We start from the raw sequence: 21,305 nt of genomic DNA on the forward strand, positions 1-21,305 counted from the left end.
GACATAAACCATGACCGTGCGTATAGTATTAAGAAAAGCTTCTGGTCGGAGCACTTTCGAGGAAGATGCGTTCGTGTTTTGGCGGCAGCTTTTCTTGCGAAACCGTTTCTTGCGATACGGATCATCTCCAGCTTCCGTCCGTTAACTGAAGATCGCCGTTCCTATGCCGATAGACATTCCCGTTGAATGTCTATTTCCTTCTATAAATCGAAAGGAGAACAAGCGTTATGGATACCGTCATCACCAAGGAATTGATACGAAAGCTGCCGAAGGTCGACCTTCATCTGCACTTGGACGGCTGCGTCAAACCGGAAACGGCGCTCGAGCTGGCCAGTACGCTGGGCATTCCGCTGCCTGCCTCCGAGAAGGAGCAGCTGCTGCCTTATATGCAGGTGACCGACGATTGCGGGAGCTTGAAGGAATATTTAAGCAAGTTCGACTTTACGACGCCGTTTCTGCAAACGGGAGACGCCTTAAAGCGCGTCGCCCGCGAGGCGGTCGAGCAAGCCGCCGAGCACAGCTGCGGTTATATCGAGGTTCGCTTCGCGCCGCAGCTTCACCGGAAGAAGGGCTTATCCGTCGACGAAACGATGTACTGGGTGACCGAAGGGCTCAAACAGGGAGAAGCGCGCTGCGGCGTCAAAGCGCGCGCCATCGCGATCTGCATGCGCAACCATTCGCAGCAGGCCAATCGCGAGGTCGTGGAAGCCGCGGCCCGCTTCCTCGGCCAAGGCGTCGTCGCCGTCGACCTTGCGGGCGATGAAGCTTCGTTCCCGGCGGAGTTATTCCGCGATACGTTCGCGTTAGCCCGCAAACACGGCATTCCGATTACGATCCATGCCGGCGAAGCGGCGGGGCCGGCCAACATTTATGAGGCCGTTACCCGGCTTGGCGCCGTTCGGATCGGGCACGGCGTGCGTCTGCAGGAAAACCCGGAAGTATTGGAGATTGTCAGAGAGCGGAACGTCCCATTGGAGCTTTGTCCGGTCAGCAACATCCAGACGAAGGCCGTATCCGGTTGGGAGGCGTATCCGATCAAGCAGTACTTCGAGCAGGGGTTGACGCTGACCGTCAATACGGATAATCCGACCGTATCCGGCACGACGATTACGCAAGAGTACCAAACGATCGCAGAGAAGTTTCATTTTACGCTGCACGAGCTGGCCGCGATCGTTATGAACGGCGTGGATGCGGCCTTCCTGGAGCCTCGCGAGAAACGGATCTTGAAGGCCGATTTCAAGCGCAAGCTGGGCGAGCTGCAGATTAACGTCCTCTAGGAAGTGCGCAAAGAAGCGCCTGCCGGAACACAAACCCGTCCAAGACGGAGTCGTGCCCCGATAGGCGCTTTTTGCGATGATCCTGAACAGGCGTCACGCCTTTCGCGCAAAGTTTGCCATTTGAGTCTAATACGCTTGTCTCCTGCATAGTCATGAAGTATAAATCGAGGCAAAAGCGAGGTAATCCCCATGGACTTGAATAAACTGGCGCGTTATTGCGAACTGAAGGATCAGCACAAAAAAATAGAAGACGAGCTCGAATCGATTCGCAGAGACATCCTCTCGATGTACCCGGAAAGCGCGGAGCTGCACGTCAACGACTACACGGTAAAAGTCATTTATCAAGAGAAAAAGCAATTCGTCGACCACCTGTTATTCGACGCGCTGCCGGATCCGCAGCTATGGAAGAACGTATCCAAACCGGATCAAGCGAAAATTTCCGCCTTGCTTAAAGCGAACATTATTACCGAGGAAATGATTGAAGGAACCTACAGCGTGATCCGGACACCGTACCTCTACGTCAACAAGTAACCGCCCCCAGACTGACAACGAAGCCTTATCCTGGCTTACCGCGGTAGGTATTATATTCGGCATCGTTCCGGCGAACGCCGACAGACTGCGGAATTTGCTGCTGATATGACACGTAAAAAAAAATCACGGGTTACGACGTCGTAACCCGTGATTTTTTTATTGCTTTTCGATAAAATCCTTCAAAACGCGTCCTACACCGTAACGGTGCTTTTCTCCACGGCATGCCCGCCAAATTCGTTCCGCAGAGCGGCCACGACTTTGCCTGTGAACGTATCGTGATCCAGGGAACGGTAGCGCATCAGCAGAGACATGGCAATGACCGGCGTCGCTGTCTGAAGATCCATAGCTTCCTCCACCGTCCATTTGCCTTCGCCGGAGGAATGCATCACACCTTTGATCTCATCCAGCTTGGCATCTTTGGAAAAAGCGCGTTCCGTCAAATCCATCAGCCAGGAACGGATGACGGAGCCGTGATTCCAGACCCGGGCCACCTGCTCATAGTCGAAATCAAACCCGCTTTTCTCCAACACCTCGAAGCCTTCGCCGATAGCGGCCATCATGCCGTATTCGATTCCGTTATGAACCATCTTCAGGTAGTGGCCGCTCCCGGCTTTACCCGCATACAAATAGCCTTGGTCCACGGCAGTGTCGCGGAAGATGGGCTCCACTACACGCCATGCTTCCGGGTCCCCGCCAACCATGTAGCAGGCCCCGTGCCGGGCGCCCTCCATACCTCCGGAAGTTCCGGCATCCATAAAGTGGATCCCTTTTTCTTTCAACTGATTGTATCGGCGAATCGATTCCTTATAGTGCGAATTCCCCGCTTCGATGACAATATCGCCTTGGGACAGGAGCGGCGTTATTTGACCGATGACGGTATCCACCGCCGAATGGGGCACCATAATCCATACAATCCGCGGAACCGGCAAAGCTTGAACAAGCTCTTGCAGCCCGGATGCGCCCTGTGCCCCGTAGCTTTTCATTTCGGCCACCGCGTCCGTATTTAAATCAAAAGCAACCACTTCGTGCTTGTGATCCATTAAATTTTTGCCCAAATTTAAACCCATCTTACCTAAACCGACTAATCCGATTTTCATATGACGCTATCCTCCTGATGTCAAGATTCGGGTCGTTCTCCTGTTATGGCGCTGAAGCTGTGACGTGCAGCGTCATTTCCCTGACATCCACCGCTTCTTCATCCGGCCACCAGCGAAACCCTTGCTCCTCCAATAAACGGTGGGCCGCCGCCGGACCGTACGAACCCGATGGATACAAGTGTAGAGGCAGCTGGTTTTCGGCAAAAGCCTCGAGAACGGGCTGCACCCACTCCCAGGCCAGCTCCACTTCCTCCCAATGGGCGAAGAACGTCGCATCGCCTCTCAGCGCGTCGAATATTAAAAGCTCGTAAGCTTCCGGCATCTGACTGGCATCCATCGAGAAGTCCATCATGACAGGTTCCATCTGTCCGTTGTGCAGCAGATTTTTACTATTCAGCTGCAGCGTTATCTTTTCATCCGGATTGATTTGAATCGTCAACAGGTTCGGAACGGCCTGGTTGGCATTCCCGTACGGTTCCTTGAACCGGTCTTTAAATTCAACGGTGATGCGTGTCGACTTTTCCTTCATTCTTTTACCGGTCCGAATGTAAATCGGAACCTCATTCCAGAAAAAGTCGTCAATCCAAAGCCGCGCGGCAACAAACGTATCGGTCATCGAGAAAGCGTCAACCCCAGGCTCTTCACGATAGGCAGGAACGGCTTGGCCTTGAATGTCTCCAGCGCCATACTGACCCCGGACGACGTGGTTTGCCGCATCCTTTTTGGATAGGCGGCGCAACGATTTCAATAAATGAATCTTCTGCTGGCGAACATTTTTCTCCGTGATTCGGGCAGGCAGGTGCATAGCCGTCATCATCAGCAGCTGCAGCATATGGTTCTGAAACATATCCCGGATCGCTCCGGCAGTTTCGTAGTAGCCGGCTCTCTCTTCGACGCCGACCGTTTCGCTCGCCGTAATTTGGATATTGGCAATATATTGATTGCTCCATAACGCTTTAAGCAGCGGATTGGCAGCCACCAGCGTTTCGAGATTTTGCACCATAGGCTTTCCAAGATAGTGATCGATCCGGAAAATTTCATCTTCTTCAAAAGATTGGCTTAATTTATGATTTAATTCGCGGGCCGATTGTAAGTCGTGCCCGAAAGGTTTTTCAATAATAAGACGCTTCCAGCCTTTGGTCTCGCCTAAACCGCTCTCCTTGATACGGGAAGCAATTGCGTCAAAAAATTCGGGGGCGACAGACAAGTAAAACATCCGATTTTCAGGAATGTTTAACTGCTCTTCCCGCTCTTGAATGAGCTTGAGCAGCCCCACGTATCCTTCCTTGTTCGTAACATCCAAAGCATAATAGCGGATGCAGTCCAGAAATTCCTCCAGCCGCTCCTGCGCTTCAGGCTTGCGTCTGGAAAAGGTGCGTAAAGATTGCTCGACATAATGTTGAAATTCGGCATCCGTAAACGTTTTTCGTCCCAAGCCGATAACCGAAAAAGATTGGGGTAATTTTTGCTCCAAAAATAAGTTGTACAGCGCCGGGAATATTTTTCTTTTCGCCAAGTCCCCGGTCGATCCAAACAAAACAAAAGTAATTGGATCCATGATTCTTTCCCCCCTTTAATTCCGATTCCTGACGGATCTATATTAAGAAAAGCTCCTGATCGGAGCCTTTCGAGGAAAATGCTGATGTCTGATAAATAGTCCTCACCGAACAGCGAGGACTATTTTCAGTTGTGTACGAGTTTTCAGCTACTCCAAATTGGCATGTCGGCCAAACATCGTCCGGGAATCAAGTCCTTGCTTTTCCATCATCTTCAATATGACGGCGTCGCAAACGAGTAAGAGGGATTGTTCAAATAATGCCCCCATCGGCTGTATGGTTTGATAGGCGCTGCCCTCCTGCTCTTTCGGCGAGCCGGGCATTTTCACCGTAATATCCGATAGTTTGCCAAGCGTGGATTCCGGGGAAATGGTAATCACGGCGACCGATCCCCCCAGACTTTTGGCTTTTTCGGCTACCGGTATTAAAGTTCGCGTCTCTCCTGAACCGGATCCGATGATTAAGGTGTCGCCCTTCTCCAAATTAGGGGTTACGGTTTCGCCGACTACATAAGCTTCAATGCCCATTTGCATCATGCGCATGGCGAATGCCCGTACCATCAGCCCGGATCTGCCCGCGCCGGCCACAAACACCTTCTTGGATTGAAGGATACGATCAACCAAATCTTCAACTTCCCGATCAGCGACGAAGTCGGCCGAACGATTTAATTCTTTTATGATTTCAGCTAAATAAGAAGTACTCATAAATTAACCTTGTTTGATCAATTTTTGCATTTCGGCTGCGACAGCTTGTTTATCTTCCGCACCGGTAATACCGCCGCCGACGATAACAAGATCCGGTTTTGCTTTAATGACTTCCGGCAGCGTTTCTAATTTAATGCCGCCTGCAACTGCCACTTTTGCATTTTTCACGACGCTTTTGATCGTGTTCAGATCCTCAAAGGAGTTTTTGCCGACTGCCTGAAGATCGTAACCGGTGTGGACACAAATGTAATCTACGCCAAAGGCATCGAGTTCTTTCGCGCGTCCAGCGATATCTTTAACGCCGATCATGTCGACCAGAATTTTTTTGTTTTGTTTTTTAGCCTCTTCCACGGCACCTTTGATCGTCATATCTTCGGCAACACCGAGAATGGTGACGATATCGGCGCCGGCTTCGGATGCTTTCATAACTTCGTATCCGGCCGCGTCCATGACTTTCAGGTCAGCCAATACTTTCAAATTAGGGAATGCCTCTTTAATTTCCTTTACGGCTCTAAGGCCTTCGTTAATGACGACCGGCGTACCGATTTCTACGATATCTACATACGCCTCAACTTCTTTCACCAGTTTCTTTGCTCCGGGGATGTCTACGAGATCCAACGCTAATTGCAATTCCATGTTTAATTCGCTCCTCTTCATGAATGGTTTTGGTGTTTGTTTTTAATAGTTTGTTTATTTGGTATAATAGTGTATCTACAGCTTAATTTACTGCATGGACTTGCTTAACAAATTCTTTCATGAGCTGTGGAAGGTCGTTCCAAGCATGCCCCGAGACCAGGTTACGGTCGACGTGGCAGCGAGTCTCAATATATTTGGCGCCCGCCGCTTCAACCTCCGGACGGCAAGCATAGTAAGCAGTCATTTCGCGGCCCTTAATATGGTCTGCAATTACCGTTAAAGCTACACTGGCATGGCATAGGATCATTATGGGTTTATTTTTTTCGAAGAAATGGCCGGCAAGTCTGGCAAAATCCGGATGAAGGCGAATATGCTCCGGCGCACGTCCCCCCGGAATGATTAACGCATCAAATTGCTCAGGGTTAATATTTTCGAAAGAAGCATGCGACTCGATGTTATAGCCTTGTTTTTCCGTGAAGGTTTGCCATCCTTCAAAATCATGGACGACGGTATGCAGCACCTTCTGTTCTGTAGGGGAAGCGATCACCGCTTCAAAGCCTTCTTCCAGACAGCGGTAATAGGGATAGTATACTTCTAACGCTTCGACAGCATCCCCTGTCAAAATCAATACCTTCTTAGACACTCGTATCACCTCTCCTTGCAAGTAGTTGTTTACAAGCTAGATTGTATACGCTGTGAAGAAATTATAAAAGAATGCACTTTTTTGTGCGCTGGTTACAAAAAAGTAACTTATGAGAAGTTAGGAGAATAAAATGTCCGATCTGCGCGAGGAAATATTGGATAAAATCAAGAATGGGGATTTCAATTGCGAGAAAGAATTGACGCTGGCTATTATTGGCGGAAAGTGGAAGCTGGTGCTCCTTTGGCATCTGGGAAGAGAGGGAGCGCAGCGCTTCAGCGAGCTTCAGAGGTTATTGCCTAAAATTACGCATAAAATGTTAACGAGCCAGCTGAAGGAATTAATCGATGACGGCATTGTCCATCGCGAGGTATTTCCTGAAGTGCCTCCGAGAGTGGAATATTCCATGACGGAGCTTGGCATGACGCTGCTGCCCATTATAGAAATGATGTATGAATGGGGTAAAAAGAGGATATCAGATATAAGACAGGCTTCTGCGCAAAGATCAGCTGCAGAAGATACATCCCCTTGACTTCATTTTTTGTTGTAACTATAATGATTACACCCGAGAGGTGAACGACATGAAGCAAATTAGCAGCCGCTTTTCCATCGCTGTTCACATCTTGTCTCTTATAGCTATAAGTCCATCGCCATGTACATCGGATTTCATAGCGGCCAGCGTAAATACGAACCCGGTCGTGATCCGCAGAATTATCGGCAGCCTCAAAAAAGCCGGATTCGTGCATGTCAAGGCCGGTGCCGGCGGAGCTTACCTGCGCAAAGAGCTGGATGAAATAACGCTGCTGGACGTTTATCGGGCGGTTGAAGTCGTCGAGAAAGGTGAGCTTTTTAATTTCCATGGACACCCTAACCCTGCTTGTCCGGTTGGGGCTAACATCGAATCCGTTCTTCGAACGAACATGCTTGAAGCTCAGTCTGCCATGGAGCGTCAACTAGCTCAAGTAACGCTGAATCAACTGGTGACTGAACTAAGCAAGAAAACCGCTCTTTAATGAGCTGATTTGTTCATGTGGTCTGTAGCTGGTTCTGTGTTCTCCTAAATTTTTTTTGCATGCGTTGTAACAGAATTAGTTACAATGTTGCCATTCTCGAAAAATTGATCAGAAGAAGGGAAGAAATCCCATGTCCATTTTTGTTACCGGCGCTACAGGCGAACTCGGAGGCCTTGTCATCGAACATCTGCTCAAAAAAGTTCCTGCAGCTCAAATCACAGCCGTCGTCCGCAATGTGGAGAAAGCTTCTTCGCTCGCCGGGCTCGGAATTGAAGTTCGTTATGGCGATTACACGAAACCGGAATCCCTTCAACAAGCTTTCTCCGGCGCCTCCAAGCTGCTCTTTATTTCAAGCCCTGACTCCGACGATACGCTGCGCGTCGTGCAACATGCGAATGTCGTCAAAGCGGCGCGGGATGCCGGCGTTCAACATATTGCCTATACCGGATATGCCTTTGGGGAGGAATCGATCGTCCCTCTAGCCCAGGTCCATCTGGCTACGGAGCATGCGATCCGTACCACCGGCATTCCCTATACGTTCCTTCGCAACTCTCTGTACACCGAAGTATTTATAAATCCGGGACTTGGCGCATCCGTAGAGCATGGAGCCATTGTGACGAATACAGGTCGCGGAACCGTTAATTCCGTGACCCGCAGCGATCTGGCCTTGGCTGCAGCGACCGTTCTTGCAGGTGAAGGACATGAGAACAAGACGTATAATCTTGTTTCCAATCAAACCTGGAGCTTTGACGATTTGGCTCAAATCGTTTCTGAGGTTACCGGTAAAAAAGTCGTTCACCAGTCCGTTTCCTTCGAAGAAGAAAAAAATATACTCTTGAACGCCGGCTTGCCTGAGCCTATTGCCGTACTTATGGCGGGTATTTATCATGCGGTTTCCGTGGGCGAGACATCTAAAACATCGGATGATCTGGTCAAGCTGATCGGAACCTTGACGCCTTTGAAGGATACGGTCAAACAAGCCTTGCAGAAATAAGAACTAGTGGAATATTCGAATAATCCCATCCATAGCAAGAGGGCCATTCCTGATAAGGAGTGGCCCTTCGGCTTTTCATTGAATAGAAATTTAACCTTCTATAGATGCTAATGGGTGAGGTGAACCTATTATGTTATTCCGGCCATGGCTGTTCAAGAATAAATAAGAAACAAGCAGCAAATCCTCAACAACATATTGTGCATTTGTTTGAGAAAACTAAAAAATCCAGCGATTTTGTGCAAATTTCAATTACGAACGAAATCGATTTTATCTTGAATTGCCAGATCAAAGATGCTCCGCCTGAAATAGATCTGACCGAAACTAAAAACATTTTATTTTTGGAACAGACCATCCATCAACATCATCCCAAGATTCGGATTATTCAAACTGGCGTTGGAGAGAGAGAATCTCCCCTATCAAGCAGCACACAAGCCTGATCGTTTTTCTAATTCTGTTCTTCGTATTGTCCAACGTCTTGGACGAGCGCAAACTTATCAGGCAATTTGCCGATTTATACGACAATTTCAGTTTTTATTTTGTATACGCCTATATCCCGCTGCTCTTTTTGATTGTTCAGTTTAAGCCCCAAAAAGATACCGGTGAACAAAATCAATGAAATCATGGAGACAAAGGAAAGGAGTTATGAACGAAATGTTTCAGTTCAAACGTTGTTATGCCCTGGCGCTTTGCGCACTGCTTCTCACCGGATTCTCTGCGCCGCCTCTCGGTCTGGATGCCGTGATGACCCGAATTATCGAGGAAGCTCCGAAGAAGCGAATTCCTCCCGTTGACGCGAGGGTCGATCGCGTGTGGGGCGCCATACCGGGTTATAATGGCCTTGAGGTCGATACGGAACGAACCTACGAGCTCAATAAGAACAAGCCTGCCGGCAGCCCGATTCAATATGTATATAACGAAACCTCGCCGAGTGTGAATCTGGATAATTTGGGAGCGGAGCCGATCTATAGCGGCAACCCTCAAAAACCGATGGCCGCTTTTATGATCAATGTAGCCTGGGGCGAAGAATTCATTCCCAAAATTCTCGACACCTTGGACAAGCATAAAGTGAAAGCGACCTTTTTCTTTGACGGTTCCTGGCTGAAAAAAAATGTGGCCACCGCACAAAAGATAGGAAGCCGCGGCCATGAGCTGTCCAATCACGCGTATTCCCACAAAAATATGAGCCAATTAAGCAAAAGTCAGGCTCTCCTGGAAATTTCAAAAACCGAGCAGCTGCTTCAAACGCACTTGCAGGTTAAGAACCGCTGGTTCGCTCCCCCTTCCGGTGATTTCGATAAGCAAACCGTAGAAATCGCGTTAAGCTTGAAGCTGAACACCGTGTTATGGACTTTGGATACGGTGGACTGGCAAAATCCGAGTCCGCAATCCCTCATTCATAAGATTGGGACTAAAGCCGGGAACGGGTCATTGATTCTGATGCATCCCACCCGTTCATCCAGCCTGGCGCTTGACGGGATGATCCAGGCTTTGCAGCACAAAGGATTGCATATAGGGACCGTAAGCGACGTCCTGTCGCCAAAGCGAATTCCAGCTCGTGAACCCGGCTTGCTGACACCCTGATGGGTGAACGTCACATAAATTCCGCGTTTGAATAGTATGTATTGTCAAAAACCGTTACCCCCATATCTCCAAAATAAAGAGGTGAAATCATGGCGGTTGTTAAAGCCAGAGAACAGGATATTGCACTCTTGGCCAGATTGCTTCGGGCTGAAGCGGAAGGCGAAGGCGAAAAGGGCATGCTGCTTGTCGGGAACGTAGGAATTAACCGGGTCCGGGCCAATTGCTCCGACTTTAAAGACATTCGTACGATTCCGCAAATGGTATTTCAGCCACACGCTTTCGAAGCGACATTATATGGATATTTCTACCAAAAGGCACGTGATCGGGAAAAACGTCTGGCCAAAAGATCGGTCGATGGCGAGAGACATTGGCCGGCGAAATTCAGTTTGTGGTATTTCAGACCTCCCGGTGATTGTCCTCCGACCTGGTATAACCAGCCTTTGGTAGGACGGTATAAAAGACATTGCTTCTATGAACCCACCGCCGAAGAGTGCGAAAACATTTATAATACTTATTAAACAAGGACAAATAAAAGGAGCCGCGCCGGCTCCTTTTATTTGTTTCTTTTATATTTTACCTTTTTAATTTAACGGGCCGTTGGAAAAAGACGCTGGATCATCGCACTGAATTCTTCAACAAAACCGGCTACCGGTCTTCCTTGCCCTATATCTTGAACGTACCGGTTAACCCGGTCTACAAATTCGGGATTCGTGGACACATAAACGTGCTGGATATTCGGATCGGTTGAACGAACCTCATTGGCGATTTGTTCTTCCAGCTGTTGCGGGATTTCCGTTTGAGGCGTGTCCACGACCGCCGCTACATAAGCATTGCGTCTGGTAACCAGCACATTGGCTTGCTTGACGCCATTCAATCGGACAATCTTGTCAGCCGCATTTTTAGCGATTTCGACACGGTTTTCAGCATTCGTTAACGGTGCGTTTTGAGCTGGCTGCGGAGCCGCCTGCTGCCTTACCTGATTCGTTGTTTTATTCGTGCAGCCAGCGGCGAACACGGACAATGAGAGGGCCAGCAGGGCTATACCTTTACCTGTTTGGATGAACATTCGAAACTCGCTCCTTTTTAATTGGGATGGAATTGCAATGGATTTTCTTGAATGCCTTGGCCTTCGATCAGCTTGGAAATACCTACGAATTCGATATCACGCGCTTGAGCCTGCACTTGTTTAATAACTTCGGCCGTCCCCTTTCCCCCTGCTCCAACATGTCCGATTGCGACGCACTTTTCGTGTTCCGTTAAATGCTGCTGCAATAATCGGAGCTGCTTCATCACATGTTTTTTATTTTTTATATCATCTAAAAAAATGTGGTTTTCTATGCAAGGAACACCGATCTGTCGGGCCACTTTCGAGACAATACTCCGATAATTGGTATGACTGTCCAGAAAGAATAGTCCTCTTTCATGGCAAACCGTCAACACGATGTTCATCACACGCTCGTTAACGGTCGCTTTCGATCCCATATGATTATTGATTCCAATCGCGTGCGGAACATCGTCGATGGCCGCATTTACCCGTTTACGGATTTCCTCATCGCTTAAATCGCAAGTAATTGCGCCTGGGCCGAGCCAGCTCCGATTCCCTTTCAACGGCTCCATCGGCAAATGAACAATAACATCGTGTCCCTTACGATGAGCCGCTTCCGCATCACTCTTGGTTGACGGTAGAAACGGCATAATCGCAACCGTAATCGGATAAGGCAAATTGAGCATTTCTTCCGTCCCCGTCATGTTATTCCCCAAATCATCGATCACAATGACCGCCTTTGGGAGCCCCCCTTGCTCCAGCAGCTGTTCAGCGAACAGAATTTGAGGCAGCCCAAATATGGCGCTGGCGCAAATCGTCAGGATGATAAGTTGTTTGTTCATTTGCTTCACTTGGCCCACTTCCCTATTAGTTTGTCAGCATTCATTTTCTACATAAATAAAGAAAACAATGACAGGATAATAATGAGAACATAGGATGCCAACAAGATGGTTATTATAGGGATGTTACATTGAAGGAGGAATAAGATGCGCATCATCTGCAGTTCACTGGTTGCAACTGCTTTACTCTCCGCCACATTGCTGAACCATGGTCAGGCCGCACCGCAAAACAAAAATCGGGAATATTTTGAAGCCCGGGGGGATATTGTGTGGGAAGTACCCAGCGACGAAAAAATAATAGCTCTAACCTTTGACGATGGTCCCGATCCTGCGGATACCCCGGCAATTTTAGACCTTCTGAAACAATATGAGGCGAAAGCAACCTTCTTTGTAGTCGGAAAGCGCGTTGAAATGTACCCCGAGCTGGCAAAGAGGGAAATCGTCGAAGGCCATGAAATTGCGAACCATACCTACAGTCACAGTTATTTCAGAAAAAGGATGGGCGGGGAAAAAATTCAAAATGAAATACTAAAGGCCGAACAAGCCATCTTCACGACAACGGGGGAGAAACCGCATCTGTTCCGACCTCCTGGAGGCTATTACAGCGAAAATGTAGTGGATGCTTCGAAAAAAAACGGTTATCTGGTCGTCATGTGGTCATGGCATCAGGACACCGAGGACTGGAACAAGCCGGGCGTAAATAAAATCGTCAACAAAGTTTTGAAAAACGCGCGTAACGGCGACATTGTTCTATTCCACGATTATGTCGAAGGAAAAAGCCAAACGCTGGAAGCCTTGAAGCAAGTGCTTCCCGAATTGAAGGAACGCGGCTACCGATTCGTTACGGTATCCGAGCTGCTGACCTTTCGAAAATCTACAACCGTAGAAAAATAGCCTGTCGCGGCGAACGGTTTAAGGCTGTTGAGCATGCTCAACAGCCTTAAAGTGATGTATGCAAGTATCTTTTTATGCTTGTTGATCAGGCTCTTCTTGAATCGTCCCAGGCTCAAATACAGGGATAGGAACGTGCGTCTCCTGGAGGTCGCGAAGGATGCGACGACCCGTTGTTGCAAACGGCTGCGCCTCGATCCACTGTCGAATCAGCCTGTTAGTCGGGCCTGCCCATTTGGTTGGCAGCTGGTGTTTCGCTTTAGGGATGAAATGCAGCGTGCTGTTCGGCAATTGCCGGTGGAGCATTTTCGCATATTTGTGAAAGCCGGAATCTTTCTTACCGTAGAGCAGCAGGGTCGGCAGGGGAATCTCCTTCAGCCGCTGCGTGCAGCTATAAGTCAATCCGCTTTTGTAATATTGCTTGTGATTGCGGATGTCTCCTCTTAGTGCAGCACTATAGAGCTTCTTAAAGTTTTCCGGTGAGCTCGCATTGCCCCAGGTGATGGCTGCGGTCAGAACTCGTTTGGCATGAAGGCCCGATGTATAAATCGCAGCCCAGAACCTGCTTCTCAGCATAAGATCGCTGACCTCCGACATAGCGCTTATAAGGATTCCCCCGTGGAACAGGTCCGGATAAGCGAGCATGGCCGCAAGCGCCACCGAGCCGCCGGTCGAATAGCCGCAAATGCAAGCCTTCTTCACCTCGAGCGCGTCCATTAACCCGCGAATATCGCCGGCTATCAACGGAATGGTCAGCGGCTGCTTGGAATAGGGGCTCCTGCCATGACCACGAACATCGACGGTTATAATTTGATAAGTGTCGGACAGCTGTTCCAACTGATCGTCGAAGTTGTTGCCCTCCAGCAAGGGAGGATGAACGAAAATGATCGGCAACCCCGATCCCTTAACACGGTAATACAACGTAGTTCCGTTGACTTCTGCATATGGCATGGGTCTCTTTTCGCCTTTCTTCTGCTAGCACTTAATAGGAATCAACCGTATTTTTCCCCAATCCGTTTATTGGCTATGCGCGCAGCCTGCGATCCCCCTTCGTTATTTGGAGTAACCGTCCTGCGAATATTTCCTTCGGTACACATCGAGTAACGCCGCGATAAGAATAACTAAGCCTTTCACCACTTGATCCCATGCCGGCGGTACATTCAACAAATTCACCGCGTTGGAAACAAGGGAAATCAGGAGAACGCCCAGCAGGGTGCCCACTATATGGCCTTGTCCGCCAAATAAACTGGTGCCGCCAATGACGACAGCCGCAATGACGGTCTGTTCCATGCCCAATCCGGCGTTCGGACCCGCCGATTCCAGCCGGGCTGCAAGCAGAAGGCCTGCGATGGACGCCGTCGCTCCCGACAGCACATAGGCGCCCGTGATGACGCCCTTGGTCCGGACTCCTGCCAGTCTCGCTGCTAATTCATTCCCGCCGCTGGCACGGAGGGATCGTCCGTATATCGTGTGTGAAAGAAGGATATGGGCGATCATCGCCAACAACCCGACGATGAGAAGCAGTACGGGAATCCCCTCTATTTCCCCATTGGCCCAATAAATAATGCTGTCCGGAATTTTCGTTACTTTAGCTCCATCCGAATAAATAAGGACGATCCCGCGCGCAACTCCCATTGTGGCCAAAGTCACGATAAGCGGAGGGATTCCCACTCGGGTGACCATAATCCCGTTAACCAAGCCGAAAAGGATGCCGATCAGCAATGAAGCTGCAACTCCCACGAGGACAGGAGCTTGATGGTCGACAATCAGGTCAAGACCGATCATAGACGAAACCGCCAATACCGCTCCAACCGAAAGGTCGATTCCTCCCGTCATCATAACAAAGGTTAATCCCATAGCAAGCACAGCAAGAATCGTCGATTGAAGAAGCAGGTTGACCCAATTCGTCGCCGTAAAAAAGACGGGCGAAAGCATGGTGAGAACCGCACAAAAAACGAGGATCACGGCAAGCAGTCCCAGACTTCCCAAGTAACGAAAAAGGCTTCGTTTCGATACACGCATGATGGCAAACGGAGAAATGATTTCTGGCATAGATCCTTGTTTCTGTCCCTGTTGCAAATCGTAACACCTCTTCACGCTAGTATTGATGAAACTATTGCATCAGATTTAAAATCTTTTCTTCCGTCGCTTCATGACGGGGCAGCTCGCCCGCTACTTTTCCATGATGCATGACCAAGATGCGCGTACATAGACCCAGGAGCTCCTGCAGATCCGAAGAAATTAAGACAACCCCCTTGCCTTTCTTGACCAGTTCATGAATCAGTACATACAACTCGGCCTTCGAGCCCATATCCATACCGCGTGTCGGTTCATCCAACAGGTAGATCTCGCTGTCGGCTGCAAGCCATCTGCCCAACATGACCTTCTGCTGATTCCCGCCGCTTAAATACTTTACTTCCTGGTCAACATGATGAATTTTGATGTCCAGCTCCATCACTTTATCGATCGCCAGGTCCCGCTCATCGTCTTTGTACATAAAGTGACGGCGGGAAAGCCTGTTCCAGCTCGAAATGGATAAATTACTGGAGACGCTCATGTCCATCAGCAGTCCTGACTCGATCCGGTTTTCGTGCACATAGCCAAAATGCTTCTTCACCGCTTGGTGAGGATTAGCTGCATCGAACTCTATATTTTTACAGTAAATTACGCCGAAATCTTTCTTGGTTTCTCCGAAGATGGTACTGGCCAATTCCGTTTGTCCGGATCCTACCAGACCGGTCAAGCCTAATATTTCACCTTCGTGCAGCTTGAAACTTACATGATGGAACCAGGGTTCCTTCGATAAACGCTCAATCCGCAGCAATTCTTTACCCAATACTTCGTTAACGGGCGGAAATAAAGTGTGAAGCTCGCGACCCAGCATGAGCCGGACCATATCCCGCTCCAATAGTCCGTTCACCTTACATGTAATCACATGCCGGCCATCGCGCAACACGGTGATCCGGTCGCACAGATCAGCAATTTCCTTGAGCCGGTGGGTGATATATAGAATCGCAATCCCTTGTTCCTTTAAGCTCTTGATCAGCCGGAACAGATGCGAGCGTTCATGATCGTTCAAATAATCGCCGGGTTCATCCATAATCAATATTTTCGGTTTATGCGCGACTGCCTGGGCGATCGCTACAAGATACCGGTCTGCCGGGGAAAGATACCGGACAAGCGCAGCCGGATGAAGATGGCTCCCGAGCGATTTCAACAGCTCCCTGGATTTCTTTTTCATGTTCATGTAATTGGAGAAAATACCTAAGAAAGAAGGCTGCGCCCCGATAAATATGTTCTCGGCGATCGTCATATCCGGAATCAGACAAGGTTCCTGATACACAATAGAAATTCCCAGCTTCTTGGCGTGATAAGGCGACTTTATGTGCACCTTCCGATTGTCCACATAGATTTCGCCAGAGGTTAGTTCATGTACGCCTGCGACTATGTTGACGAGCGTTGATTTACCGGCCCCATTCTCTCCGACAAGCGCATGGACTTCTCCGGCTCTCAATTCCAAATTGATCTCATGGAGCACCTGAACGCCATAGAACATTTTGCTAATATTTCTCAGTTTAAGAAGCGACATCCGTCCACCTCGATTGTTCCACCGAAACTTTAGTCTAAGTGTAAACGAGGCATACCGAAAAATAATACAACCGATCTTGCTGAATCATTATAGTTTATTGCTGACATGTTGATTGGAAGGCGGGTTCTCCGAATGGCGGCTGCTTCGTGTGAACGAATAAAAGGCCACCCTCTAAACGAAGATGACCTGATCAAATATCGCTGGTTTACAGAACGGATTCCGCTAAAATTTCAGCGATATCCTTCGTTTTGACTTGTTCGTCCACATTCTTCAGTTTAGCCCCATCGCTCATCATGGTAAGGCAGTAGGGACATGCGCTGCTGATCAGGGTAGGATGGACGGCGATGGCCTGTTCGACACGGGCGACGTTCACACGTTTGCCCGCCGTCTCCTCCATCCACATCATCCCTCCCCCGGCGCCGCAGCACATCCCGTTCTCCTTCGCCCGCTCCATCTCCACCAGCTCGACGCCGGGTATCGAGCGCAGAATGTTCCGCGGCTGGTCGTAAACGTCGTTGTAGCGCCCCAAATAACAAGAATCATGGTACGTAATCCGCTCTTTGATTTCGCGTTTAGGAATTAACTTCTTCTCTGTGACCAACTGATCGAGCAATTCCGTATGATGGTACACTTCCGCCTCCAAGCCGAATTCCGGGTATTCGTTTTTCAACGTGTTGAAGGTGTGCGGGCAGGCGGTCACGATTTGTTGGACCTTGTACTTTTTAAACAGCTCGATGTTCTCTCTGCACAGCTCCTGGAACAAAAATTCATTGCCCAGTCTTCGTGCCGTATCCCCTGAATTTTTCTCCTCTTCTCCGAGCACGGCAAAATTGACGCCCGCTTCGTTCAACAGCTTCACAAGAGAACGCGTCACCTTGTTGTTTCTCGCATCATAGGAACCCATCGAGCCAATAAACAATAAATACTCAAACCCGGGGTTCTCTTTCACCGTCGGCACGTGGAGGTCCCCCGCTTCTTCTTTCCACTGAAAACGGTCCTTCTTGCTGAATCCCCATGGATTGCCTTGTCTCTCAATGTTTTGAAGCGCACGCTGTCCGCCCGCAGGAATGCTGCCCTGCATAAGAACAAGCTGCCGGCGCAAATCAATAATTTTATCGACATGCTCGTTGCCGACGGGACATTGGTCTTCGCAATTTCGGCAAGTGGTGCACTCCCAGATTTCTTCTTCGCTCATGACATCGCCGATTAACTGGACGTCTTCAATGTTCTTACCGGTTACGGCCCAGCCCGTTTTTTGCAGTTGCATGGTGGGTCCGATATTGGTTACGTCCTGCTCCGGGAATGTGCCGGGCCGATTCGCATGATCGAAAGCATGCGCTCCCTCATAGCCGAACACAAAGCCGGGCACCCACGGCGATTTGGACGTCAAGCTGTGGCCCTTCTCCATTAAATGATCCCGCATCTTGACGATCATATGCATAGGGGACAGCGACTTTCCGGTATTGGAAGCCGGACAAACGTTGGTGCATCTCCCGCATTCCACGCAGGCGTAAAAATCCAGCATTTGCGTTTGCGTGAAATCTTCTATTTTCGCAACGCCGAACGATTCGGCATTCTCATCTTCCAAATCAACCGTTTTCAATTTTCCGGGCGGCTCGCTTCGCTTCAGCCATAAATTGACCGGCGCCGCTATAATATGAAAATGCTTCGACTGCGGGACATAAACCGCAAATGCCAACAGGATCAATAGATGAATCCACCAACACGTAAAAAACAAGTTGACGGACGACTGCAAGGATAAGCCTCCGAATAGGAGGGCAATAGCGGATGAGACGGGCGCATGCCATGCGAAATCATGCTGCAGCATGACACGTTCAAAGGAAAGCGTAAACAAAACGGAGAGCATCAGAAAGAAGATGAAAAACAAAACAATACCAGGCTTCCACCCTTGTTTAAGACGTTTAACCTTCTCGATATACCTTCGGTATCCTGCGTAGCCGGCCGCCCCCAGGATGAGGAGAACGGTAATTTCCTGTACCAACGAGAACGCGGAATATCCCGGGATCGGCAGCGGCTTGCCCGCTAGTCCTTTATAAATCAAATCGATGGCGCCTGCCTGCAAAATGATGAACCCATAAAAAATAACGATATGCATCCATCCGCTTTTCCGATCCTTCAACAGCTTCTTCTGGCCGAAAACTTCGCCCAGAAAATTTATCAGGCGTTCTTTGGAATATAACGGAGCGGATGCAGGCTTACCCAAACGAATATAGAGGTAACGTGTGTAAAGAACCTTCATCAATAAATAAAGCGCGAGCCCCGTTACCCCTAAAAACACCAAAAACGGAATGGCAGCCCCCATAATAACCTCTCCTATTTATTGAGCATCATCTTCATGTTTGGCCGGACCCAGGAATTGATGTCTCACATAATTCAAATGGGTAATGAATGTAGCGCACGCTTCTTCTTTGTTTTTGTTCTTAAAGGCATCGAGGATCGGTTTATGCATGTAGGCAAGCTCCAGCAAATCGCTGAAATAAAACTGGTTGGTGAAATACCAGACGCGATTCATCTTATTGGTCACATCCTGCCAAACCTGATAGACGAAGGAATGATCGGCGATTTTATAAATAACGCTGTGAAAAGCAACATCGCTGATTCTCATTTTTTCAATATCGTCGGTTTGGCCGGCGGTCACCATCTCGTTATAGATGGCCTCCAGTTCAGCGATATCCGCGTCCGTAATACGTTCGATAGCCCTGCTGATGGCAAACGTTTCGAGCACTTCGCGGAAGCTGTACATTTCCTCCACGTCTTTCTTCGAGAAGTTCGAAACATACGTTCCTTTGTTGCCGTGTGTTACGACCAACTCATCCTTGCGCAGCAGCGCTAAAGCTTCACGCACCGTGCTTTGACTGACGCCGTACGTTCTTGCGAGCTCCAGCTCGACGATGCGGTCCCCGGACTTCAGCTCCGCCCTGATAATCGAGTCTTTAATCGCCTCGTAGACCTGCTCGGAAAGCGATTTGTATACAACGGTTTTTTTCATAGTGGTCACTTCCTTATATAAACCTTTTGTCCTCTAGCTGAATACGGATTCATAATAACAACAATATCCGGTTCCTTCAATAGGATACACACCGCCCGGGTTTCATTTCCGTGCTCCCGGTTCCTAAATGGCCAGCTTTTTTCTGAATTCCTCCGTTAGCAAAGGCACGATCTCGAACAAGTCGCCTACAACGCCGTAGTCCGCGATTTGGAAGATCGGAGCTTCCGGGTCCTTATTAATCGCAATAATCGTTTTGGCGTTCGATATGCCGGCAACGTGCTGGATCGCTCCGGAAATCCCGCATGCGATATACAGATCGGGAGTCACGACCTTGCCCGTCTGACCGATTTGCAAGCCGTAATCGCAATACCCTTCGTCGCAAGCGCCTCTGGAAGCCCCTACCGCTCCGCCGATCACGGCGGCCAGTTCCTGCAAAGGCTGAAATCCGTCCTTGCTCTTGATCCCCCGTCCCCCGGAAACGACGATTTTGGCTTCCGCCAAATCGATCGCGCCCGTCGATTTAAGCACAATGTCGCGGATCACGGTTCTCATGTCTACGCTGCCCGCCTCGCACGGAATCACTTCCGGTGTCGCCCGCTCCCGTAATGGTTCGGCCTTGAAGTTGTTCGGCCGGATGGTCACAAACATCGTGTCCGAGGTGAACCGTTTCTTCTCGAAAGCTTTACCCGCATATATCGGCCGTACATAAACCGGCTCGTCGCCTTCGAACTCCACATGCGTGCAGTCCGTGACCAAGCCATAGCCGAAACGGGAAGCAATCCTCGGCGCGACATCCTTCATATTCGCCGTATGTCCCGCGATAATAACATCCGGATTCGTTTCTTGAATCGCTTGGACGAAGGCCTGATAGTAGATGTCCGAATGATACGCATCGAACAGGGCGTCCGGGAACAGCAGGACTTGATCGGCGCCATGCTCGCCCAAGGCTTCTACATGCGGGGACGCCTGGCTTCCGAACACCGCCGCGATCAAGGTGCCGCTGCCGGCCATTTTTTTGCCGATGGACACCCCCTCCAAAGATACTTGACGAAGTGCGGCGCCTTTCATTTCTGTAATAACGAGAACTTTTCGATTCATCGTACGTCCTCCCCCTAAAAAATCGATGTTTTCTCAAACAGAATGTCGACAAGCTCACCTGCCGCATGCGGCAAATCGTTATTGTCGATAAACCGGCATGCCTGCCTTTTCGGAGGCAAGTACCGGTCCACCGTTACGGTCTTGGCCGTTCTGTCCAGTCCCGGCAATTGATCGGCCTGGATCGTCGTAATCGGTTTCTTCTTCGCCTTCATGATGTTAGGCAGAGAAGGATACCTCGGCTCGTTAAGCCCCTGCTGGCAGGTGACGAGCAGCGGCAGCTTTCCTTCGATTTTATATATATCGCCCTCCACATCCCGCTCCAATTCGGCCCGGCCCTGCTCGATGTTGAATTGAATAACCGAGGTGACGTGAGGGAGCTTCAGCTCCTCGGCCAGGCGAACGCCTACTTGTCCCGCTCCGTTATCGATCGATTGATTGCCCGTAAGAAGAAGATCGATGTCCTTATCCCGGAAATAGCAGGCAAGCGTTCGGGAGATGACATGCTCATCGCCCTCCACTCCGCTGATGATTACCCCTTGATCCGCGCCCATCGCCAACGCATGGCGCAGCGAAGACTCTGCCCGCTCGGGACCGATCGTCACAACGGCCACCTCTCCGCCGAACCGTTCGCGCAGCCTCACCGCTTCTTCCACCGCATATTCATCATAAGGATTCATAATCCAATTCGCCTGGTCTTCCACGACGTTCCCGTGATCCAGTTTTATTTTGTCTTCCGTATCAAACGTTTGCTTCAAGCAGACCCAGATTTTCAAGTCGATCCCCTCCCCGATTTGATGTGGTATT

The 21,305-nt window shown here is 49.5% G+C and carries 23 protein-coding genes; 9 read left to right on the forward strand and 14 right to left on the reverse strand.

Translation table 11 applies throughout. The features are described from left to right. The first annotated feature begins 227 nt into the window (after positions 1-227). Positions 228-1,277, forward strand: coding sequence for an adenosine deaminase (gene add, locus ACZ439_RS08610; RefSeq protein WP_054797199.1), 1,050 nt, complete (start codon positions 228-230; stop codon positions 1,275-1,277). A 189-nt stretch (positions 1,278-1,466) separates the two neighbouring features. Beyond that, on the forward strand, positions 1,467-1,808 hold the full coding sequence (locus ACZ439_RS08615; protein ID WP_464620885.1) for a hypothetical protein: 342 nt from the start codon (positions 1,467-1,469) through the stop codon (positions 1,806-1,808). A gap of 191 nt (positions 1,809-1,999) precedes the next feature. Here ACZ439_RS08615 and gnd read toward each other — a convergent pair whose 3' ends face one another. The 5 genes from gnd to ACZ439_RS08640 form a co-directional block, all read right to left on the reverse strand. Next, positions 2,000-2,905 (reverse strand): phosphogluconate dehydrogenase (NAD(+)-dependent, decarboxylating), encoded by a 906-nt coding sequence (gene gnd, locus ACZ439_RS08620; protein WP_054797197.1) that lies wholly within the window; start codon positions 2,903-2,905, stop codon positions 2,000-2,002. Between the two features lie 43 nt (positions 2,906-2,948). Continuing rightward, complete coding sequence (gene zwf / locus ACZ439_RS08625; protein ID WP_464620886.1) at positions 2,949-4,463, reverse strand: glucose-6-phosphate dehydrogenase; 1,515 nt, start codon at positions 4,461-4,463, stop codon at positions 2,949-2,951. A gap of 147 nt (positions 4,464-4,610) precedes the next feature. Beyond that, positions 4,611-5,165: a 6-phospho-3-hexuloisomerase gene (hxlB, locus tag ACZ439_RS08630; RefSeq protein WP_054797196.1), complete on the reverse strand. Its 555-nt coding sequence runs from the start codon at positions 5,163-5,165 to the stop codon at positions 4,611-4,613. A 3-nt stretch (positions 5,166-5,168) separates the two neighbouring features. Beyond that, entirely contained in the window at positions 5,169-5,801 is a 633-nt protein-coding gene (gene hxlA / locus ACZ439_RS08635) for a 3-hexulose-6-phosphate synthase (RefSeq protein ID WP_127607884.1), read from the reverse strand. Between the two features lie 82 nt (positions 5,802-5,883). Then, positions 5,884-6,444 carry a DJ-1/PfpI family protein gene (locus ACZ439_RS08640; protein WP_054799737.1) on the reverse strand — a complete coding sequence of 187 codons (561 nt, stop codon included), beginning with the start codon at positions 6,442-6,444 and terminating at the stop codon, positions 5,884-5,886. Between the two features lie 130 nt (positions 6,445-6,574). Here ACZ439_RS08640 and ACZ439_RS08645 point away from each other — a divergent pair, with 130 nt between their 5' ends. From ACZ439_RS08645 to ACZ439_RS08670, 6 genes are all read left to right on the forward strand, one after another. After that, complete coding sequence (locus tag ACZ439_RS08645; RefSeq protein ID WP_054797195.1) at positions 6,575-6,973, forward strand: winged helix-turn-helix transcriptional regulator; 399 nt, start codon at positions 6,575-6,577, stop codon at positions 6,971-6,973. A gap of 49 nt (positions 6,974-7,022) precedes the next feature. After that, a complete protein-coding gene (locus ACZ439_RS08650) occupies positions 7,023-7,454 on the forward strand; it encodes an Rrf2 family transcriptional regulator (protein WP_155614449.1) in 432 nt (143 codons plus the stop codon). Between the two features lie 130 nt (positions 7,455-7,584). Beyond that, positions 7,585-8,448, forward strand: a complete 864-nt coding sequence (locus tag ACZ439_RS08655) for an SDR family oxidoreductase (RefSeq protein ID WP_464620887.1) — start codon at positions 7,585-7,587, stop codon at positions 8,446-8,448. Positions 8,449-8,558: 110 nt separating this feature from the next. Further along, complete coding sequence (locus ACZ439_RS08660) at positions 8,559-8,885, forward strand: hypothetical protein (RefSeq protein ID WP_464620888.1); 327 nt, start codon at positions 8,559-8,561, stop codon at positions 8,883-8,885. Between the two features lie 214 nt (positions 8,886-9,099). After that, positions 9,100-10,029 carry a polysaccharide deacetylase family protein gene (locus ACZ439_RS08665; RefSeq protein WP_464620889.1) on the forward strand — a complete coding sequence of 310 codons (930 nt, stop codon included), beginning with the start codon at positions 9,100-9,102 and terminating at the stop codon, positions 10,027-10,029. Between the two features lie 89 nt (positions 10,030-10,118). Further along, on the forward strand, positions 10,119-10,547 hold the full coding sequence (locus ACZ439_RS08670; RefSeq protein ID WP_201319307.1) for a cell wall hydrolase: 429 nt from the start codon (positions 10,119-10,121) through the stop codon (positions 10,545-10,547). Between the two features lie 68 nt (positions 10,548-10,615). Here the strand turns inward: ACZ439_RS08670 and ACZ439_RS08675 are convergent, their stop codons facing one another. After that, positions 10,616-11,095, reverse strand: coding sequence for a YhcN/YlaJ family sporulation lipoprotein (locus tag ACZ439_RS08675; protein ID WP_164751813.1), 480 nt, complete (start codon positions 11,093-11,095; stop codon positions 10,616-10,618). Between the two features lie 17 nt (positions 11,096-11,112). Next, complete coding sequence (locus ACZ439_RS08680; RefSeq protein WP_464621121.1) at positions 11,113-11,916, reverse strand: divergent polysaccharide deacetylase family protein; 804 nt, start codon at positions 11,914-11,916, stop codon at positions 11,113-11,115. 144 nt (positions 11,917-12,060) lie between these two features. Here ACZ439_RS08680 and ACZ439_RS08685 point away from each other — a divergent pair, with 144 nt between their 5' ends. Beyond that, positions 12,061-12,807 (forward strand): polysaccharide deacetylase family protein, encoded by a 747-nt coding sequence (locus ACZ439_RS08685; protein WP_464620890.1) that lies wholly within the window; start codon positions 12,061-12,063, stop codon positions 12,805-12,807. A gap of 72 nt (positions 12,808-12,879) precedes the next feature. Here the strand turns inward: ACZ439_RS08685 and ACZ439_RS08690 are convergent, their stop codons facing one another. The 7 genes from ACZ439_RS08690 to ACZ439_RS08720 form a co-directional block, all read right to left on the reverse strand. After that, entirely contained in the window at positions 12,880-13,755 is an 876-nt protein-coding gene (locus ACZ439_RS08690; RefSeq protein WP_127607875.1) for an alpha/beta fold hydrolase, read from the reverse strand. Between the two features lie 102 nt (positions 13,756-13,857). Then, a complete protein-coding gene (locus tag ACZ439_RS08695) occupies positions 13,858-14,856 on the reverse strand; it encodes an ABC transporter permease (protein WP_464620891.1) in 999 nt (332 codons plus the stop codon). Between the two features lie 61 nt (positions 14,857-14,917). Next, positions 14,918-16,393 (reverse strand): sugar ABC transporter ATP-binding protein, encoded by a 1,476-nt coding sequence (locus tag ACZ439_RS08700; protein WP_464620892.1) that lies wholly within the window; start codon positions 16,391-16,393, stop codon positions 14,918-14,920. A 205-nt stretch (positions 16,394-16,598) separates the two neighbouring features. Then, positions 16,599-18,716 (reverse strand): (Fe-S)-binding protein, encoded by a 2,118-nt coding sequence (locus ACZ439_RS08705; protein WP_127607872.1) that lies wholly within the window; start codon positions 18,714-18,716, stop codon positions 16,599-16,601. Between the two features lie 15 nt (positions 18,717-18,731). After that, positions 18,732-19,403 (reverse strand): GntR family transcriptional regulator, encoded by a 672-nt coding sequence (locus ACZ439_RS08710; protein ID WP_127607871.1) that lies wholly within the window; start codon positions 19,401-19,403, stop codon positions 18,732-18,734. Positions 19,404-19,526: 123 nt separating this feature from the next. Continuing rightward, entirely contained in the window at positions 19,527-20,501 is a 975-nt protein-coding gene (locus ACZ439_RS08715; protein WP_464620893.1) for an electron transfer flavoprotein subunit alpha/FixB family protein, read from the reverse strand. 14 nt (positions 20,502-20,515) lie between these two features. Beyond that, positions 20,516-21,274: an electron transfer flavoprotein subunit beta/FixA family protein gene (locus ACZ439_RS08720; RefSeq protein ID WP_054797183.1), complete on the reverse strand. Its 759-nt coding sequence runs from the start codon at positions 21,272-21,274 to the stop codon at positions 20,516-20,518. Positions 21,275-21,305: the final 31 nt, after the last annotated feature.

It is taken from the genome of Paenibacillus sp. JCM 9796 (genome assembly GCF_055379675.1).

What these genes read in the sequence shown, in the direction of transcription:
- add (WP_054797199.1), top strand. Translation starts at nt 228, where the DNA reads ATGGATACCGTCATCACCAAGGAATTGATACGAAAGCTGCCGAAGGTC.
- ACZ439_RS08615 (WP_464620885.1), top strand. Translation starts at nt 1,467, where the DNA reads ATGGACTTGAATAAACTGGCGCGTTATTGCGAACTGAAGGATCAGCAC.
- gnd (WP_054797197.1), bottom strand. Translation starts at nt 2,905, where the DNA reads ATGAAAATCGGATTAGTCGGTTTAGGTAAGATGGGTTTAAATTTGGGC.
- zwf (WP_464620886.1), bottom strand. Translation starts at nt 4,463, where the DNA reads ATGGATCCAATTACTTTTGTTTTGTTTGGATCGACCGGGGACTTGGCG.
- hxlB (WP_054797196.1), bottom strand. Translation starts at nt 5,165, where the DNA reads ATGAGTACTTCTTATTTAGCTGAAATCATAAAAGAATTAAATCGTTCG.
- hxlA (WP_127607884.1), bottom strand. Translation starts at nt 5,801, where the DNA reads ATGGAATTGCAATTAGCGTTGGATCTCGTAGACATCCCCGGAGCAAAG.
- ACZ439_RS08645 (WP_054797195.1), top strand. Translation starts at nt 6,575, where the DNA reads ATGTCCGATCTGCGCGAGGAAATATTGGATAAAATCAAGAATGGGGAT.
- ACZ439_RS08650 (WP_155614449.1), top strand. Translation starts at nt 7,023, where the DNA reads ATGAAGCAAATTAGCAGCCGCTTTTCCATCGCTGTTCACATCTTGTCT.
- ACZ439_RS08655 (WP_464620887.1), top strand. Translation starts at nt 7,585, where the DNA reads ATGTCCATTTTTGTTACCGGCGCTACAGGCGAACTCGGAGGCCTTGTC.
- ACZ439_RS08660 (WP_464620888.1), top strand. Translation starts at nt 8,559, where the DNA reads ATGGGTGAGGTGAACCTATTATGTTATTCCGGCCATGGCTGTTCAAGA.
- ACZ439_RS08665 (WP_464620889.1), top strand. Translation starts at nt 9,100, where the DNA reads ATGTTTCAGTTCAAACGTTGTTATGCCCTGGCGCTTTGCGCACTGCTT.
- ACZ439_RS08670 (WP_201319307.1), top strand. Translation starts at nt 10,119, where the DNA reads ATGGCGGTTGTTAAAGCCAGAGAACAGGATATTGCACTCTTGGCCAGA.
- ACZ439_RS08675 (WP_164751813.1), bottom strand. Translation starts at nt 11,095, where the DNA reads ATGTTCATCCAAACAGGTAAAGGTATAGCCCTGCTGGCCCTCTCATTG.
- ACZ439_RS08680 (WP_464621121.1), bottom strand. Translation starts at nt 11,916, where the DNA reads ATGAACAAACAACTTATCATCCTGACGATTTGCGCCAGCGCCATATTT.
- ACZ439_RS08685 (WP_464620890.1), top strand. Translation starts at nt 12,061, where the DNA reads ATGCGCATCATCTGCAGTTCACTGGTTGCAACTGCTTTACTCTCCGCC.
- ACZ439_RS08690 (WP_127607875.1), bottom strand. Translation starts at nt 13,755, where the DNA reads ATGCCATATGCAGAAGTCAACGGAACTACGTTGTATTACCGTGTTAAG.
- ACZ439_RS08695 (WP_464620891.1), bottom strand. Translation starts at nt 14,856, where the DNA reads ATGCCAGAAATCATTTCTCCGTTTGCCATCATGCGTGTATCGAAACGA.
- ACZ439_RS08700 (WP_464620892.1), bottom strand. Translation starts at nt 16,393, where the DNA reads ATGTCGCTTCTTAAACTGAGAAATATTAGCAAAATGTTCTATGGCGTT.
- ACZ439_RS08705 (WP_127607872.1), bottom strand. Translation starts at nt 18,716, where the DNA reads ATGGGGGCTGCCATTCCGTTTTTGGTGTTTTTAGGGGTAACGGGGCTC.
- ACZ439_RS08710 (WP_127607871.1), bottom strand. Translation starts at nt 19,403, where the DNA reads ATGAAAAAAACCGTTGTATACAAATCGCTTTCCGAGCAGGTCTACGAG.
- ACZ439_RS08715 (WP_464620893.1), bottom strand. Translation starts at nt 20,501, where the DNA reads ATGAATCGAAAAGTTCTCGTTATTACAGAAATGAAAGGCGCCGCACTT.